This is a genomic window from Chromobacterium sp. INPA-IVC (assembly GCF_059047085.1).
Genome location: NZ_JBTNLS010000009.1, coordinates 107,147 through 123,001, shown reverse-complemented (window position 1 = coordinate 123,001; position 15,855 = coordinate 107,147). Strand labels below are relative to the sequence as shown.

General features: G+C 64.7%; 17 protein-coding genes and 1 tRNA gene. 11 read left to right on the top strand and 7 right to left on the bottom strand.

What is annotated here, in order from left to right:
- Both ACX17K_RS17900 and ACX17K_RS17895 read right to left on the bottom strand, forming a co-directional pair.
- Positions 1-264, bottom strand: coding sequence for a hypothetical protein (locus tag ACX17K_RS17900; protein ID WP_231151514.1), 264 nt, complete (start codon positions 262-264; stop codon positions 1-3).
- Positions 261-1,055 (bottom strand): N-acetylmuramidase domain-containing protein, encoded by a 795-nt coding sequence (locus ACX17K_RS17895; RefSeq protein WP_493775836.1) that lies wholly within the window; start codon positions 1,053-1,055, stop codon positions 261-263. The genes ACX17K_RS17900 and ACX17K_RS17895 overlap by 4 nt, the downstream gene beginning before the upstream one ends.
- Positions 1,056-1,764: 709 nt before the next feature.
- On the opposite strand from ACX17K_RS17895, the gene ACX17K_RS17890 reads away from it, so the two are divergent.
- From ACX17K_RS17890 to ACX17K_RS17865, 6 genes are all read left to right on the top strand, one after another.
- Positions 1,765-1,849, top strand: a tRNA-Leu gene (locus tag ACX17K_RS17890).
- A gap of 183 nt (positions 1,850-2,032) precedes the next feature.
- On the top strand, positions 2,033-2,497 hold the full coding sequence (locus ACX17K_RS17885) for a ProQ/FINO family protein (protein WP_493775835.1): 465 nt from the start codon (positions 2,033-2,035) through the stop codon (positions 2,495-2,497).
- A gap of 122 nt (positions 2,498-2,619) precedes the next feature.
- Positions 2,620-4,515, top strand: coding sequence for a molecular chaperone HtpG (gene htpG, locus ACX17K_RS17880; RefSeq protein ID WP_493775834.1), 1,896 nt, complete (start codon positions 2,620-2,622; stop codon positions 4,513-4,515).
- A 103-nt stretch (positions 4,516-4,618) separates the two neighbouring features.
- Positions 4,619-5,035: a VOC family protein gene (locus ACX17K_RS17875; RefSeq protein ID WP_493775833.1), complete on the top strand. Its 417-nt coding sequence runs from the start codon at positions 4,619-4,621 to the stop codon at positions 5,033-5,035.
- A 62-nt stretch (positions 5,036-5,097) separates the two neighbouring features.
- Positions 5,098-5,691 carry a cysteine hydrolase family protein gene (locus ACX17K_RS17870; protein WP_493775832.1) on the top strand — a complete coding sequence of 198 codons (594 nt, stop codon included), beginning with the start codon at positions 5,098-5,100 and terminating at the stop codon, positions 5,689-5,691.
- Between the two features lie 59 nt (positions 5,692-5,750).
- On the top strand, positions 5,751-7,220 hold the full coding sequence (locus ACX17K_RS17865) for a cyclic-di-GMP receptor FimW-related protein (protein WP_493775831.1): 1,470 nt from the start codon (positions 5,751-5,753) through the stop codon (positions 7,218-7,220).
- A 3-nt stretch (positions 7,221-7,223) separates the two neighbouring features.
- Here ACX17K_RS17865 and ACX17K_RS17860 read toward each other — a convergent pair whose 3' ends face one another.
- A complete protein-coding gene (locus tag ACX17K_RS17860; protein WP_493775830.1) occupies positions 7,224-7,634 on the bottom strand; it encodes a hypothetical protein in 411 nt (136 codons plus the stop codon).
- 93 nt (positions 7,635-7,727) lie between these two features.
- Between ACX17K_RS17860 and ACX17K_RS17855 the strand changes: the two genes are divergently transcribed.
- From ACX17K_RS17855 to ACX17K_RS17835, 5 genes are all read left to right on the top strand, one after another.
- Positions 7,728-8,576, top strand: a complete 849-nt coding sequence (locus tag ACX17K_RS17855) for a segregation and condensation protein A (RefSeq protein ID WP_493775829.1) — start codon at positions 7,728-7,730, stop codon at positions 8,574-8,576.
- The gene (locus ACX17K_RS17850) at positions 8,573-9,382 is read left to right on the top strand and encodes a carbon-nitrogen hydrolase family protein (RefSeq protein WP_493775828.1); all 810 of its coding nucleotides are present in this window, start codon (positions 8,573-8,575) and stop codon (positions 9,380-9,382) included. Before ACX17K_RS17855 ends, ACX17K_RS17850 begins: the two co-directional genes overlap by 4 nt.
- Positions 9,383-9,449: 67 nt before the next feature.
- Positions 9,450-9,917 (top strand): OsmC family protein, encoded by a 468-nt coding sequence (locus tag ACX17K_RS17845; protein ID WP_493775827.1) that lies wholly within the window; start codon positions 9,450-9,452, stop codon positions 9,915-9,917.
- Between the two features lie 14 nt (positions 9,918-9,931).
- Positions 9,932-10,399 (top strand): thioredoxin family protein, encoded by a 468-nt coding sequence (locus tag ACX17K_RS17840; RefSeq protein ID WP_493775826.1) that lies wholly within the window; start codon positions 9,932-9,934, stop codon positions 10,397-10,399.
- Between the two features lie 85 nt (positions 10,400-10,484).
- Positions 10,485-10,778, top strand: a complete 294-nt coding sequence (locus ACX17K_RS17835) for a MazG nucleotide pyrophosphohydrolase domain-containing protein (RefSeq protein WP_493775825.1) — start codon at positions 10,485-10,487, stop codon at positions 10,776-10,778.
- A gap of 59 nt (positions 10,779-10,837) precedes the next feature.
- On the opposite strand, the gene ACX17K_RS17830 is transcribed toward ACX17K_RS17835, so the two are convergent.
- The 4 genes from ACX17K_RS17830 to ACX17K_RS17815 form a co-directional block, all read right to left on the bottom strand.
- Complete coding sequence (locus tag ACX17K_RS17830; RefSeq protein ID WP_493775824.1) at positions 10,838-11,662, bottom strand: undecaprenyl-diphosphate phosphatase; 825 nt, start codon at positions 11,660-11,662, stop codon at positions 10,838-10,840.
- A 144-nt stretch (positions 11,663-11,806) separates the two neighbouring features.
- Complete coding sequence (locus ACX17K_RS17825; protein WP_493775823.1) at positions 11,807-13,435, bottom strand: methyl-accepting chemotaxis protein; 1,629 nt, start codon at positions 13,433-13,435, stop codon at positions 11,807-11,809.
- 138 nt (positions 13,436-13,573) lie between these two features.
- Entirely contained in the window at positions 13,574-14,992 is a 1,419-nt protein-coding gene (gene sbcB, locus ACX17K_RS17820) for an exodeoxyribonuclease I (RefSeq protein WP_493775822.1), read from the bottom strand.
- A gap of 62 nt (positions 14,993-15,054) precedes the next feature.
- The gene (locus tag ACX17K_RS17815; RefSeq protein ID WP_343481425.1) at positions 15,055-15,843 is read right to left on the bottom strand and encodes an enoyl-CoA hydratase-related protein; all 789 of its coding nucleotides are present in this window, start codon (positions 15,841-15,843) and stop codon (positions 15,055-15,057) included.
- Positions 15,844-15,855: the final 12 nt, after the last annotated feature.

Below are 15,855 nucleotides of genomic sequence, written 5' to 3'. Positions count from 1 at the left end.
TCAATGGCGAGATCGCAGCAGGCGCCGGGTTTCGCCCGCCAGTTCGCGCTGAGCCGACGCCAGCAGCTTCAGGTCCAGATCCTGGATGGCCAGCTGCTGCGCCTGTTGCTGGTTGATGGTCAGCAACTGTTGCTCGCGCAGCTGCAATTGCGCGATTTGGGTCTGCAGCGCCGCGCTGCGGCCGAACTGCAGATCCAGCAGTTGCAGCGGAAACAGCAAGGCGAGCGCGGCGACGGCGAGCCGGAGCGGGGCGTACGGCGTCATGCCAGCCTCCTCGCCCTGTCATGGGCGGCGGCCAGGCGGGCGTCGTACAGGCTGTCCAGCCAGGCTGGGCCTTGCCGGATGCGCGCCGTCGCGCGCCAGCGGCGCTCGCGCAGGGTCTGTAGCAAGGCGGGGCGCGCGCCCAGCAGCCGCACCAAGCCGTCCAGCTGGCGGGCCTCGTCCCGCTCCATTTCCATCCGGAACGAGCGGGCGTCGGCATAGCCCAGCTCCTGCCAGAGGAAGCCGGGCAGGCGGTACAGCCCCCAGAGGCAGGATTCGACGGCGACTGTCTCTCCCGCCACCGCGGCTAGCCGCCGGAAGCGCTCCCATTCCGCGGACGGGCTTTGATAGCCGCCGCGCGCAGGCTTGCACAGCTCGGGATGGCGGCTGGCGAGGCGGTTGGCGTCCAGGCCGGCCTTCAAGGCCTGGCGGTAGGCGATATGGCGCTCCAGCAGGATGCGCGCGCTGCCGTCGGGCAGGAAGCCGCCGTCTTCCGCCTCCGCCTCGCAGAAAGCCTTCAGGCAAGGGGGCGGCAGCCGCAGGCTGTCGGCGGCATCGAGCAGATCCGCCTCGCGCAGCCGGCGCGGATCGCGCTGGCCGCGCAGCGCCGCCAGCGTCGCGCCGCCGGCCACGCCGTTCACCACCAGGCCGGCGCGCCGTTGCAGCCTGGCCACTGCTTGTTCCGTGGCCGCTCCATACCATCCATCCACCTCCAGCCTGGAGCCCTGGCTATTGAGACGGATCTGCAATTCCCGCACCTCCTGGCCGTGCGCGCCCTTGCTTAACGCTTGCATATGGTTTCTCCGCGAATGGATGCGGGCCGGCGTGGCCGGCGCGCTGCTGTGATCGGCGGCCAGTTTAGAAAGCGGCCGGCTTGGGCCGGCAGGGGAACCATGTCAGTGGCGGGACGGGCTGGACGGGGAGCGGATGGCGCGAGAGCGGGGCGAGGCTTTGCCTGGAACCGGCATTGGCCGCGCCAGTGGCGCCGGAATTTGCCCGGGCGCTCATTTTGTATCGCTCCGGCTGAAATGAATAAGAAGGCGAGTAAATATATTGATAATGATTCAATATGGAAGTGTGGTGAAATTCGTCAGTATTTGATAGGCATCGTCAGGCGGTTTTATCGGAGGGTTATTGATAAAGCCCATATACCTAAGATATTGACCGGAAAAACAGCTATTTAGTCGTCATTTGCATACCATCCATTGTTAATCGAGATGATTTTATGCGCGGCGCATCGCCGCCGATTGGTATTTGCCCGCCGCGGCGTTGACAGCTCTGGCCATTGCCGTTAAAGTGCAGCGTCTCATTGGCAGGCAATGCTTTAAAATCAAATCGTTGCCGCTGATGAAATGCGCTGCTAAATCATATCAAGACGAAATGGCCTGAATAATCGGCCGATTCGCAAGCTGTGGGTGATCATCCTGCGCTGCCTGGTATGCGATATTTAAAATGCATTGTCAGCCCGCGTTGCGCTGGGCTACAATTGCCCGCTTTGCTGCTGCCCCGGTGGTGAAATTGGTAGACACAAGGGACTTAAAATCCCTCGGCTTCGGCTGTGCCGGTTCGACCCCGGCCCGGGGCACCATCAGCAATCCAGCCGTGGAAGCCGTTTCGTCCCTATGCGGGCAGATGGCGGCGTTCATCTTGCTGGATTAAAATTCACATCCTGGCGACGCCGTCGTCTAACTGGACAAGTGGCCGGTTGCACCACGCCTCTTGATTGGGCAGCATGCGCTGTCTTTGCATCAACGGATCTAGATTGAAGTTCATGAAGCCAAATACTGAAACGGCACTCGGTGCTGCTCTCAAGTCTGCAGTCCAAAGCTTGTCCAAGAAGAAGCAGACTGAGATGATCGCGGACCACATCTACGGCAAGTTTGACGTGTTTCGCCAGTTCCGGCCGTTGGCGCTCGGCATTCACGAGAGCCTGATCGCGGCGTTGTCGCAGTTCGATCCGGCCCTGATTTCCCGCGTGGTGGCCAACCATTGCCGCAAGCCGCGCTACCTGAAGTCGCTGGCCCGCGGCGGCAAGCGTTTCGACCTGAACGGCAAGCCGCAAGGCGAGGTGAGCGCCGAGGAGAAGCGCGCCGCCGAGCTGCAGATGCAGCCGAAGAACGCCCCGGCGGCCGACGCCGAGACGGCGCCGGTGGAGGCAGCCGCTCCGGCAGCGGTCGAAGCCGCTCCCGCCGTGGCCGAAGCCGCGCCGCAGCCGGATGGCCAGACCGAGTCCTGATCGGTTCCCATTGAGGAAGAAAGCCCTGTCGACCGACAGGGCTTTTTGCATTCCGGCTACTTGAAATGCGGTTAATAGCCGCCATCTGCCCGCTATCGCCAACCTCAATAACATTGACGACCATGAGTGCACAGAAAGAAACCCTGGGTTTTCAGACCGAAGTGAAACAGCTGCTGAAGCTGATGATCCACTCCTTGTATTCCAACAAGGAAATCTTCCTGCGTGAGTTGATCTCCAATGCGTCCGACGCCGCCGACAAGCTGCGCTTCGAGGGCCTGGCCAAGCCGGAGCTGTTCGAGAACGATCCCGAGCTGAAGATCCGCATCGCCTTCGACAAGGACGCCCGCACCGTCACCATCGCCGACAACGGCATCGGCATGAGCCGCGACGAAGTAGTGTCCCACATCGGCACCATCGCCAAGTCCGGCACCAAGTCCTTCTTCGAGCAGCTGTCGGGCGACGAGAAAAAGGACGCCCACCTGATCGGCCAGTTCGGCGTCGGTTTCTATTCCGCCTTCATCGTCGCCGACAAGGTGACGCTGACCACCCGCCGCGCCGGCGAGACCGAAGCGGTGCGCTGGGAGTCGCAAGGCGAGGGCGAGTACACGCTGGAGAGCGTGGAAAAGGCCGAGCGCGGCACCGAGATCGTCCTGCATCTGAAAGAGGGCGAGGACGAGCTGCTGAACGACTGGAAGCTGAAAGGCATCGTCCGCAAGTACTCCGACCATATCTCCATCCCGATCGAGATGAAGAAGGGCAGCGGCTACGGCGAAGATGGCGAAGTGGTGGTCAGCGAAGAGATGGAGGCGGTCAATTCCGCATCCGCGCTGTGGACCCGCTCCAAGAGCGACATCACCGAAGAGCAGTACCAGGAATTCTACAAGCACGTCGCCCACGACTTCACCGACCCGCTGGCCTGGAGCCACGCCCGCGTCGAAGGCCGCCAGGAGTACACCGAGCTCTTGTACATCCCATCGCGCGCGCCGTTCGACCTGTACGACCGCGAGCGCAAGCAGGGCGTGAAGCTGTACGTCCGCCGCGTCTTCATCATGGAAGACACCGAAAAACTGATGCCGCACTACCTGCGCTTCGTGCGCGGCGTCATCGACAGCAACGATCTGCCGCTGAACGTGTCGCGCGAAATCCTGCAAGAGAGCAAGGACATCGACGCCATCCGCGCCGGCTGCGTGAAGAAGGTGCTGGGCCTGTTGGAAGACCTGTCCTCCAACCAGCCGGAGAAATACGCGGCGTTCTGGAAGGAGTTCGGCCAGGTGCTGAAAGAGGGCGTGGGCGAAGACCACGCCAACAAGGAACGCATCGCCAAGCTGCTGCGCTTCGTCTCCACCGCGTCCGAAGGCGCGGAGCCGACCGTATCGCTGGCCGACTACATCGGCCGGATGAAGGAAGGCCAGGACAAGATTTACTTCATCACCGCCGACACGTTGGCCGCCGCCAAGAACAGTCCGCATCTGGAAGTGTTCAAGAAGAAGGGCGTGGAAGTGCTGCTGCTGGTCGACCGCGTCGACGAGTGGGTCACCGGTTCGCTGTTCGAATTCGACGGCAAGGCGCTGCAATCGGTCGCCAAGGGCGCGCTGGATCTGGGCGCGCTGGAGGACGAGGCCGACAAGGAAGCGCAGAAGCAGGTTGAGGAAGCGTCCAAGCCGGTGGTGGAAAAAGTGCAGAAGGCGCTGGGCGAGCAGGTGAAGGAAGTGCGCGCCACCGCCCGCCTGACCGAGAGCCCGGCTTGCCTGGTGGCCGGCGAGCACGATATGAGCGCCCATCTGGAGCGGATGCTGAAGGCCGCCGGCCAGAAGGTGGAAGGCAGCAAGCCGACGCTGGAAATCAACCCCGACCATGTGCTGGTGAAAAAGCTGGCCGGCGAAGCCGACGAGGCCCGCGCCGCCGATCTGGCCCAGGTGCTGTACGACCAGGCGCTGCTGGCCGAAGGCGGCAAGCTGGAAGACCCGGCTTCCTTCGTCAAGCGCATCAACAAGCTGATGCTGGAGCTGTCGGCCTGATCATCCGATGTTTCTGTTCAGCGCAAACCGCCCTTCCATAGGGCGGTTTTTTATTGCCATTGTCCTAAGATGGAATTCCTCGCAATAGCATCAGGAGAAGGCGATGAGAGAAACGAGAGCGCTGCCCGGCGTGTATCCCTGCCTTTGCTACGACGACGCGGCGGCGGCGATGGAATGGCTGGAGCGGGTGTTCGGCTTCCAGCGCCGTTTCGCGGTGATCGAGGATGGCCGTGTGCATCACTCGGAGCTGAGCCTGGGCAACGCGGTGATCATGGTGTCAAGCCCCAAGCCCGAGCAGCAGTGGGTGGGCGCGCGCGGCTTGCCGGGGCTTGCCCAGGCCCTGTGCGTCTATGTGGCCGATCCGCAGGCGCATTACGAGCAGGCAAAGGCGCAGGGCGCAAACATCGTGCAGCCGCTGAAGCGCGAGGATTACGGCGCCAGCGGCTATCTGGCGCACGATCTGGAAGGCCAGCAATGGTATTTCAGCGACTACTTGCCCGGCGAATACTGGGAGTCCTGAGCCGTTAGTGCGCAGTCGCCCGGCGCATGGCATGATGCCATTTTCATTTGGAAGGCCATCCCATGCCCTCGCCGCTGCGATTCGCCACTCCCACGCCGCTGTTGCTGCTGATCGACATGCAGCAGGCGGTCGACCATCCTTCTTGGGGGCCGCGCAACAATCCGCGGGCGGAGCAGGCGTGCGCCGGCCTGCTGCAAGCCTGGCGCGAGCGCGGCTTGCCGCTGATCCATATCCGCCACGACTCCATCGAGCCGAACTCCACCTACCGGCCGGGCCAGCCCGGCCATGCCTTCAAGCCGGAGGTTGCGCCGCGGCCCGGCGAAACGGTGATCGCCAAGCAGACCAACAGCGCCTTCATCGGCACCGGGCTGGAGGCTTTGCTGCGGGAAAACGGCTGGCTGGAGCTGGTGGTGGCCGGGGTCTGCACCAGCAATTCGGTGGAGGCGACCGCGCGGATGGCCGGCAATCTGGGTTTTTCCGTGTGGCTGGCGGAGGATGCTTGCTTCGCTTTCGACAAGACCGATTGGCGCGGCCGCCTGCGCAGCGCCGACGAGGTGCATGCGATGAGTCTGGCCAATCTGGACGGCGAGTATTGCCGCGTCTGCGGCAGCGCCGATATCCTGGCCGCGATTGGCAATATTGCCGGCGCCGCGTGATCGCGGGCCGGCGGCGCGAAGGCTAAGATGCCGGTCCCGGAAGCTTTGTCATTGTCATCATGTTGAGACTCACCGTATCCCACACCTTGCCGGCGGGCGAGCCGCAAGCCTTGGACCGGCCGGCGTTGCTGCAAGCCTTGCGATGGCAGTCCGGCTTGTCGGTCGAAGCGCACGCCGACAGGCTGCGCCGCCCGCTATGGCGGCTGGATGAGCAGCCGCTGAGCCTCGCCGACAGGCTGTACGCGTTAAAGGAGCTGTTCGAGGCCTGCCTGCCGCTGATGTGGCGCGGCGCGGGAACGGAGAGCGACCGCGCCTTGCGCGGTTTGTGGCGCGAGCTGCACGAGGCGTGCAAGCTGCTGGCCCAGGCCTGCGCCGCGCGCCGAGCCGGCCGCTTCAGCGACGGCGGCTTGCTGCGCCAGGCGCTGGGGTTGGCGCTGGGCAGCGCCTGGCAGTTGCAGCGCGGTCACGCATTGGGATACGCGCCGCTGTTTCCCGGTTTTTGGCAAGATAGCCACCAGTTGTTCGCCGAAGTGCGCCGCCGGGGCTGGGAGAGCCGGGTCGCCATCGACGGCCAGCCGCCGCTGGGCGCCGGCTACCGTCAGATGCTGCTGCTGGGCATCACCTCGAGCAACCGGCTGGATCCGGGGCGGCAATCGCTGCTTTTGGACTGGATCGCCGGCCATGGCCAGGCGCTGCGCCTGGAGGGGCCGCCGAGGAGCGGCGCAGAGGTGGAGGGCTGGCTGGTGTCGGCGGAAGCGGACAGTCCGGGCCGCTTCGCCGCCATCGCAGCGGCCGAGACGGCCGGCGGCTACTGGCGGGTGGACGCCGCCGATGTGGCTCGCCGTCTGAGGGCGGCCGCCCAGGCGCGCGCCGACGAATTCTCCGCCGCGCAGTGGCAGTTGCTGGGACGCTTGGAGCAGGAGTGGAGCCGGCCGCCGCAGCGCCGCCATTTGCGGCGCAACCAGCGCAACGGCCAGCGGGTGACCGTGGTGGGCGGCTTCGACGCTTGCTGGCGGCTGGCCGGGGAAGGACGCCTGCCGGACGGCGTCGAGGCCGGCGAGCTGCTATTGGGCAATCTCAGCCCGTCGGGCATGCGGCTGTATGGCGATTGCCCGCCGGGACTGCTGCAGGCCGGCGCGCTGGTGATGCTGAAGCGGCGCGGGTTCGAATGGCAGCTGGGCCTAGTGAGATGGATCAGCCTGCCCGGCGGCGACGCGCCGGCGGAGTGCGGGGTGGAGTTCGTCGGCAAGCGGCCCCAGGCGGTGGCGGCTTGCGCGGTGACCAGCCACCCGGACGCGCCGCTGGAGCCGGGCCTGCTGCTGCAGGCCGAGCGCCAGTTCCGCCACCGCGGCGTATTGGTGCTGCCGGGGCGGCAGTATCAGGCGCTGCGGCCGTTCCTGCTGCGGGCCGACGGCAGAGAATGGCTGGTCCGGGCGCAACGTTTGCTGCAGCAGACCGGCAGCTGCCAATTGATGGAGATCCGGCTGGAGGATGCGGTGGACGCGTCGCTGGCCGGAGAGCCGGCCTGAGGGTCAGGACCAGGCCGCCAAGTGCTTGGGCGGGTAGCAGACTTGCCGGCCGCTTTCTCCCGCGTGGCAGTGGATGCTGAGCACCCGGCCGCTAGACAGGTCGCCCGCCACGGTGAAGGTGACCGGATGGGTTTTCCAGCCGCTGCGGGCGGTGCCGGACAGGCGGAAGCGGTATTGTCCCGCTCCGCTGTCGTCCTCTTGGGCGACTAGCCGGGTGGTTTCCGGGTAGCCCAGCTCTTTTTCTATGATGCGGCGGCTGACTTCTTCGATCTCGCGCTTGCGCCAGAAGTGGTCGGAACTGGCCGAAAGGCGGCGCGGTTCGGACGCGTGGGAAGCGCCGTCGCCGTCCAGGCCGCAAGCGGAAAGCGGCAGGCAGAGCAGGCCGAGCAAAACAGGCAATGGATGTAGCGACACGCTGGCGTGACTCTCATTGTCGAAACCGGTTTGTGCGCCGCAACGGGCAAAAGTTCAACCGGCGCGCGTCCGCTTGCTGGTATCCTTGTCGCCATGAGCGACGTACCCTTGAATGCCCCTGATTCCTCCGCGCCGGATTTCCAGCTGACCTCGCCCGAGCTGCCTCCCAGCGTGCCGATCGCGCATGTTTTCGGCCAGCCGGTGCTGGAGGTGCCGCAGGATCTGTTCATCCCGCCCGACGCGCTGCAGGTGATCCTGGAGAGCTTCGAAGGTCCGCTCGACCTGCTGCTCTACCTGATCCGCAAGCAGAACCTGGATGTGCTCAACATCCCGATGGCCGAAATCACCGCCCAGTACATGTCCTATATCGACGCGATGAAGCATGGCCGCCTGGAGCTGGCGGCCGAGTATCTGCTGATGGCGGCGCTGCTGATCGAGATCAAGTCGCGGTTGTTGCTGCCGCGGCCGCAACTGGATGAAGACGGCGAGCCGGACGACCCGCGCGCGGAATTGGTGCGCCGGCTGCTGGAGTACGAGCAGATGAAACTGGCGGCGCTGGAGCTGGACAAGATTCCGCAAGCCGAGCGCGACTTCGCCTGGCTGGCGGTGCTGATCGAGCAATCGGCCGAGCAGCGGCTGCCGGACGTGGGCGCAGCCGACCTGCGCCAGGCCTGGATGGCGATTCTGTCCCGCGTCAAGCACCGCCGCCATCACAAGGTGGAAAAGGACGAGCTGTCGGTGCGCGAGCAAATGAGCTGGATTCTGCGCTACCTGGATGGCAAGGAGTATGTGCCGTTCGAGGAGTTGTTCGACGTCGACAAGGGCGTCGCCCACCTGGTGGTGAACTTCATCGCCGTGCTGGAACTGGTGAAGGAGGGCATGGTCAAGGTCAGCCAGGACGCGCCGTACCAGCCCATCTACGTGCGGATCGCGCTGGTATGAGCATGATCCGCCTGGCCCTGGCGCAGCAGCCCGCGCCGGAGGATCCATCCCGTCGCCTGCCGCTATTGCGGCAGTGGTGCGAGGCCGCGGCGGCGGACGGTGCGCATCTGCTGCTGTTGCCGGAGATGTGGTCCACCGGCTACGCGCCGGAAAGGATGAACGCCGCGCATGCCTGGGACGACGATGAGCCGGTTCTGGCCGAGGTCGCCCGCCTGTCCGGCGAGTTTGGACTGGCCATGGGTTTCACCTACCTAGCCCGCCGCGATGGCGCGCTGCGCAACCGGCTGCGTCTGTACGGCGCCGATGGCTCGGTGGCGCTGCAATATGACAAGGTCCACGTCTGCGATTTCACCGACGGCACCGAGACCGCGCTGCAAGGCGGCGACGGCTTTGTTTGCGCCGATGTCGCGCTTGGCGGCGAGACGGTGCGCGTCGGCGCGATGATCTGTTTCGACCGCGAGTTTCCCGAAGCCGGCCGCGCGCTGATGCGGCAGGGCGTCGAACTGGCGCTGGTCCCCAATGCCTGCCCGATGCGCGACGATGCCGAGCTGGGCGATGTCCGCCTGCAGCAGCTGCGCGGCCGGGCGCTGGAAAACCGTTTCGCCGTCGCGCTGTGCAATTACCCGGCGCCGCAATACGACGGCGCCAGCTGCCTGATCGACGCCCGCGGCCGTTTGCTGGCCGTCGCCAATGAGAAAGTCCAACTGTTGCCGGCAGACCTGGATCTGGCCGCATTGCGGCGCTGGCAGGCCGAGCAGGACGAGGTGTGGGGCGAAACCGCCTTGAGGCCATCCAGCTACCGCTGAGCTTGAAATGTCTTTGTCATTGCCGTGCTATGATCGGCTTTGACCAATCGGACAAGGAGCGGACGCGATGGCGCAACATCAGGCGGAAGTTATCTGGCGGCGCGGCGAGCAGGATTTTCTCGACCGCCGTTACAGCCGCAAGCATCTGTTGAAATTTGACGGCGGGGCGGAAGTGGCAGGCTCCTCGGCGCCGCAGGTCGTGCCGCCGCCGTACTCCGATCCAGCCGCGGTGGATCCGGAGGAAGCGTTCATCGCCTCCTTGTCCAGCTGCCATATGCTGTGGTTTCTCGATATCGCCGCGCGCGCCGGTTTCCGCGTCAATGAATACCACGATGTCGCCGTCGGCGAGATGGGGCGGAACGAAGCCGGCAAGGCTTGGGTGTCCCGGGTGACGCTGCAGCCCAGAACGTCCTTTTCCGGCGACAAGCTGCCGACGCAGGAGGATCTGGAGCGCCTGCACCATGCCGCCCATGCCGAGTGCTTCATCGCCCATTCCGTCAAAACCGAAGTGCTGTGCCAGCCTCGCCTGGACTGATCCGGAGCCTCTCCATGAAGAAACTGCTGATTGTGCTGTCATTGCTGCTCTCGAGCGCCGCCGCGCTGGCGGGCGATCTGCCGTATGACGAGAAGGCCGACGCCAAGGTCGAATTGAGCCGGACGTTGGATGCGGCCAAGCAGAACTACCAGCCGGTGCTGCTGATTCTGGGGGCGAATTGGTGCCCGGATTGCCGCGCGCTGGATGAGGCGTTGAAGAAAGGCAAGAGCGCCGAGTTGCTGGCGCGCGAGTTCAAGGTGGTGAAGGTGGATGTCGGCAATTTCGACCATAACCTCGACATCGACGCCGAGTATGGCCACCCGATAGGCAAGGGCATTCCGGCCGCGGTGGTGCTGTCGCCGGACAACAAGGTGGTTTATGCGACCCGCGCCGGTGAACTCGCCGACGCGCGGCGGATGAGCGAGACCGGCATCTACGAATTTTTCGAGCGGGTGAGTCGACTAGATCGGGTAAGTCAGTAGATCTTGCTGTTCGAAAGGGGCGGCTTAGTCGGAGTCAACCATATTGAATCGAGGTGGCGGTATGCCAGTTTTACCGGAAAACGCCGTGCTGGGCGATTACCAGCGTTATGTGTTTGAACTGGAAGAGGAGCGTGGTTTCAGTCAGCAGAATGCCCGAGATAAATGCCTGTTGCTGGGCGAGGAGATCGGCGAGTTGTTCAAGGCCGTGCGCAAGGCGGAAGGCATGGGGATCGATGCCAATGCGAAGGTGGGGGAGCTGGAGGGCGAGCTGGCTGACGTTTTCATTTACTTATGCGCGATAGCCAACCGTTTTGACGTCGACTTAGGCATGGCATTTCGACGGAAAGAAGCAATCAATCGCACTCGCCGCTGGGTATAGCTTTTGCAGGCTGAGGCAGGGCAAGGCCATAGGCCTGCCCTGCCTTTAGTCTCTCAGTCTCAAGCGCTCCAGTTCACCAGGCCGCTCCACCAGGTGCCCAGCACGATCAGGCCGAAGGCGATTCGGTACCAGGCGAACACCGCGAAGCTGTGCGTCGAGATGAAGCGCAGCAGCGCGCGGATGGCGAGGAAGGCGAACACGAAGGACGCGGCGAAGCCGACGGCGAACACGCCGATGTCGTCGGCGCTCAGCGCGTCGCGGTGCTTGATGAGGCTGTACAGCGAGGCGGCGCCCAGGGTGGGGATGCCGAGGAAGAACGAAAACTCGGTCGCCGCCTTGCGCGACAGGCCCAGGAACAGGCCGCCGATGATGGTGGCGCCGGAACGGCTGGTGCCGGGAATCAGCGCCAGGCACTGGCACAGGCCCACTTTCAGCGCGTCTTTCAGGCTCAGATCATCGACAGATTCCACCGCCACTTTATGCTCGCGCTTTTCCGCCCACAGGATGATCAAGCCGCCGACGATGAAGGCGATGGCCACGCATACCGGATTGAACAGCACGGCCTTGATCTGTTTGGAAAACAGCAGGCCGGCGATGGCGGCGGGGATGAAGGCGATGACGATGCCGAGCAGCAGGTTGCGCTCGCTGCCGGAATGGACGGCGCCGGCCACTGTGCGGCCTATCTTGCGGCGGTATTCCCACACCACCGCCAGCATCGCGCCCAGTTGGATGAAGATTTCGTAGACGTCGCGCTTTTCCTTGTCGAGAAAGCCCAGCAGATCGCCGGTGAGGATCAGGTGGCCGGTGGACGAGATGGGCAGGAACTCGGTGATGCCCTCTACCAGGCCCATGATCAGGGAGTGGAACAGCAGGATCGGATCCATTTGACGCTCGGTTTGGGTGAGTTGATCAGAATGGACGCGATTATAAGCGAGAAGCATGAATGTTGTTGGCAGCTTGTTGCTGATGGCGGCGTGCGAGAAAGCGGCTGCGCCGGAAAGGCGCAGCCGGGATGGTGAGGATGTCCGTTACAGCCGGAAGCGGGTGGCCACGTTTTGCAGGTTGGCCGACAAGGTGCTCAGCTGGCTGGAGGTGGTGGCCAGTTCCTGCACGGTGGCGTTGTTCTCCTCCGCCATCCGCGACACTTTTTCCATGTCCTGCGCCAGGCTCAGGCTGGTGCTGCGCTGTTCGGTCAGCGCGCCGGTGATGCTGTGTATCGTGCGCATGATGGTGTCGGCGCTGCTTTCGATCTCGCGCATCGAGTTGGATGCCTGCTCGGCGGTGCCGGACACGCCCTCTACGCAGTCCAGGCTTTGGCCCATGCTGCTCACCACCTGGCCGACGCCTTGCTGGATCGACCCTATCATCGTGGTGATTTCCTGGGCCGACGTCGTGGTGCGTTCGGCCAGTTTTCTCACCTCGTCGGCCACCACCGCGAAGCCGCGGCCGGTTTCGCCGGCGCGCGCGGCTTCGATCGCCGCGTTCAGCGCCAGCAGATTGGTCTGATCGGCGACGTCGCGGATCACGGTGACGATGTTGCCGATCTGCTGTACTTCCTTGGTCAGGCTGTTCATCTGCCGGGCGGTATCGTCCACCGAGGTGGTGACGAAACGTATCTTGCCTACCGATTCCAGCACCTCATGGCCGCCGCGGTTCGCCAACTGGCCGGCCGCCTGGGCCTGTTCAGAGGCCTCGGTGGAGTTGTCCGCCACTTGGTTGATGCTGACCGTCAGTTGTTCTATCGAGGCGGCGGCCGAGGTGGTGGCCTCAGCCTGGGTCTGGGCGCCGTCGGCCACCTGCTGCGCCATGCCGGACAAAGCGCGGGCGGAGTCGGACACCTGATGGGCGTTGTCCTGAATGCTTTGCACCATCTGGCGCAGCTCCTCGCGCATTTCCTGGATGTCGCGGGCGATCAGCATCGCCTCGTCGCGGGCGGGCGGTATCGGCTCGCTGAGGCCGGACAGGTCGCCCAGCTTGATCTGATGCACCAGATCGGCCGAATGGCGCAGCGGCGAGGTGATCATGTTGGAGATGATCAAGGCCACGGCTGTCGCCAGCAGCAGCGAGGCCAGCGCGGTACCGAGCAGGATGGCGATCGCCTGCTGGCTGGACGCCATCGCCTCCTGCATCGACTTGTCCAGACGATCCTGCTGACGGTCGCGCAACGACAGCAATGCGGCGATGAAAGCGTTGTTGGTCGGCGCGAACTGGGTCTCCAGCATCTCGCGCGCGGCGTCGGTCTGGTGGCTGCGCATCAGCGCGTACAGCGGGTCGAACAGCGGGCGCTGGCTGTCCTGCGCCGCGCGTATCTTGGCATACAGTTGGCGCCCCTCCGGCGTGGACAGCATGGGTTCCATCTTGTCGAGGTCGGCCCGGTTGGCGGCGCGCAGGTTTTCCACGTTGCGGATCTGCCGCTCCACTTTCTGCGGGTCCCGGGCGAGCACGCCGTCGCGCACGCCGCGGCTGATATAGAGCAGGTTCAGCGCGATGCGCTGCGACAGCATGATCTTGGGATAGCGGTCTTCCTTGATCTCGGTGATGTTGTTCTGGATGGTGTGCAGCTTGTTGTAGGCGACGAAGACTACGGCGCAGAGCAGGAGGATCAGCAGCGAGAAGCCTCCCAGCAGCTTCTGGCGGACGGTGAATTGATGCAGCATGCGCGCCTCCCGGCAGGTATGTCGTGATATATCAATTCGTTCTAGCTCATTCACTAGTAGAAATTCATACGCATAAACGCGTATGGGGGACAGAATGCCGGGAGAGGTGGAAGGGCCGGCGAGGTGCCGGCCGTAGGGTCAGGCCAGGCTGGCCTGAAGACTGGCGGCGTAGTCCGCCACTTGTTGCAGCAGGCTGCGCTGGCCATCGGCCAGCTCGCCGGCCTGCAGCTCTGCCAATTCCTGCTGGAAAGCGGGCCAGGACTGGGTGAGCCGGTTCTGGCACCAGGCTTTCCAGCGTTTGGCCTCGTCGCCGGACAGGGTGTCCGGGAAGTTGCGCGCGCGGTAGCGGAACAGCAGCTCGGCCAGTTGCGGGTCTTCGAACAGCGCCATTTCGCCGGCCAGTTGTCCGGCGGACAGCCGGCGCATTTTCTGCAGCACTTTGCGGTCGTTGTTGGAGACGAAGCCGCCGTACAGGTTCTGGTCCACGTCTTGCTGTTCGCCGGCGTCTCGCTGATAGACGCGGCGCCACAGCGCCGACAGGTCGGGCAGGGCGCGGGCGGTTTCAGCGTGGCGGTGGATGGCGGCCAGGTCCATGCCCCAGCGGGCGGCGTTGTCGTCGCCCAGCGCTTTCAGGTTGGCCACCACGAACGGCGATTTGTTGATGTGGATGGTCTTGACCGGCAGCCGCGCCATGCCTTCGGGCAATTCGTCGGCGCGGGTGAACATGCGCTGGCGGATGTCGTCGGCGGAGAGGCCGCGCAGTTCGGCAGGATCGTGGGCCAGGTCCCAGACGATCACCTCGTTGGCGTTGGTCGGATGGGCGGCCAGCGGCCAGATCACCGCCATATTGCCGCGCTCGACGCCGTACATGCCCGAGACGTGCAGCACCGGCTTGGGGTCGTGCAGCGACAGCTGAACCTTGACCGCGTCCTTCTTGCGCAGCGTCAGGTAGTAGTCGAACAGCTTGGGCTGGCGCTGGCGGATCAGCCGCGCCAGCGCGATGGTGGCGCGTACGTCGGACAGCGCGTCGTGCGCCGATTCGTGCGCCAGGCCGTTGGCGGCGGACAGGTGTTCCAGCTTGAAGCTGGTGCGGCCATCCTCATGCTTGGGCCAGGCGATGCCTTCGGGGCGCAGCGCGTAGGTGGCGCGCACCAGATCCAGCAGGTCCCAGCGGCCGCAATGGTTTTGCCACTCGCGGGCATAGGGATCGATCAGGTTGCGCCAGAACAGGAAGCGGGTGACCTCGTCGTCGAAGCGCAGCGAGTTGTAGCCGACGCCGATGGTGGCGGGGGTGGCCAGCTCGCGCTCGATCACGCCGGCGAATTCATGCTCAGCCACGCCTTGCTGGCGGCACTGCTGCGGCGTGATGCCGGTCAGCAGGCAGGCTTGCAGCGTGGGCAGGTAGTCGGGGGCGGGACGGCAGTACAGCATCACCGGCTCGCCGATTTCGTTCAGCTCGGCGTCGGTACGGATGCCGGCGAATTGGGACGGCCGGTCTTGGCGCGGCACGGCGCCGAAGGTTTCGTAGTCGTGCCAGAAGAATGTGTGATTGGACATGGTGGCGGCGGAAGCGGTAAATGCGGCTATTGTCGCACCGCCGCCGCCCGCCGGGCCAGCCTCTAGTCCATCCAGCCGGGTTTGCGCATCTCGATCAGCGCGCGTATGCCTTCGCGTCCCTCGTCGCTCATCCGCACGGTCAGGCTGTGCTCGATGCAGCGCTGCATCACTTGGGGCGTGATTTCCTGCTTGCCGATCTCGCCGATCAGGTGCTTGGTGGCGCGCATCGCCGCCGGGCTGTTCAGCAGCACCTGGCTCGCCATGTGCTCCACCGCGGCGTCCAGCTCGTCGTTTTCCACCACTTGATGGACCAGGCCTAGGCGCTTGGCCTTGCCGGCGTTGAAGCGCTCGGCGGTGATGCTGTAGCGGCGGGTGGCGCGTTCGCCGATGGCGCGGATCAGATAGGGCGCGGTGAGCGCGGGAATCTGGCCGAATTTAACGTCGGCCAGGCTGTACAGCGCCTCGGATACGCTGATGGCGATGTCGCAACAGGCGACCATGGCCACGCCCAGGCCGAAGGCCGAGCCCTGGACCTTGGCCAGCGTGGGCTGGGGCAGGGTGTCCAGCGTGTGCAGCAGCCGCGCGATCTGTTGCGCGTAGCGGTTCAGCTCGTTGGCGGAAAACTGCGACAGCCGCCGCAGCCACTCCGGATCATGACCGGCGGAGAAGCTGATGCCGCTGCCGGTCAGCACCACCATGCGCACGGTGGCGTCCTCGGCCAGCGTTTCCAGCGTGGCGGCCAGGAGACTGATGGTTTCGTCGTCCAGCGCGTTGTGCAGGCCCGGGCGGTTCAGCGCGACGGTGGCGATGCCGCGTTTATCTACGTTCAGCGTTACGGCGTCGGTGCTCATCATGTTTCCCCC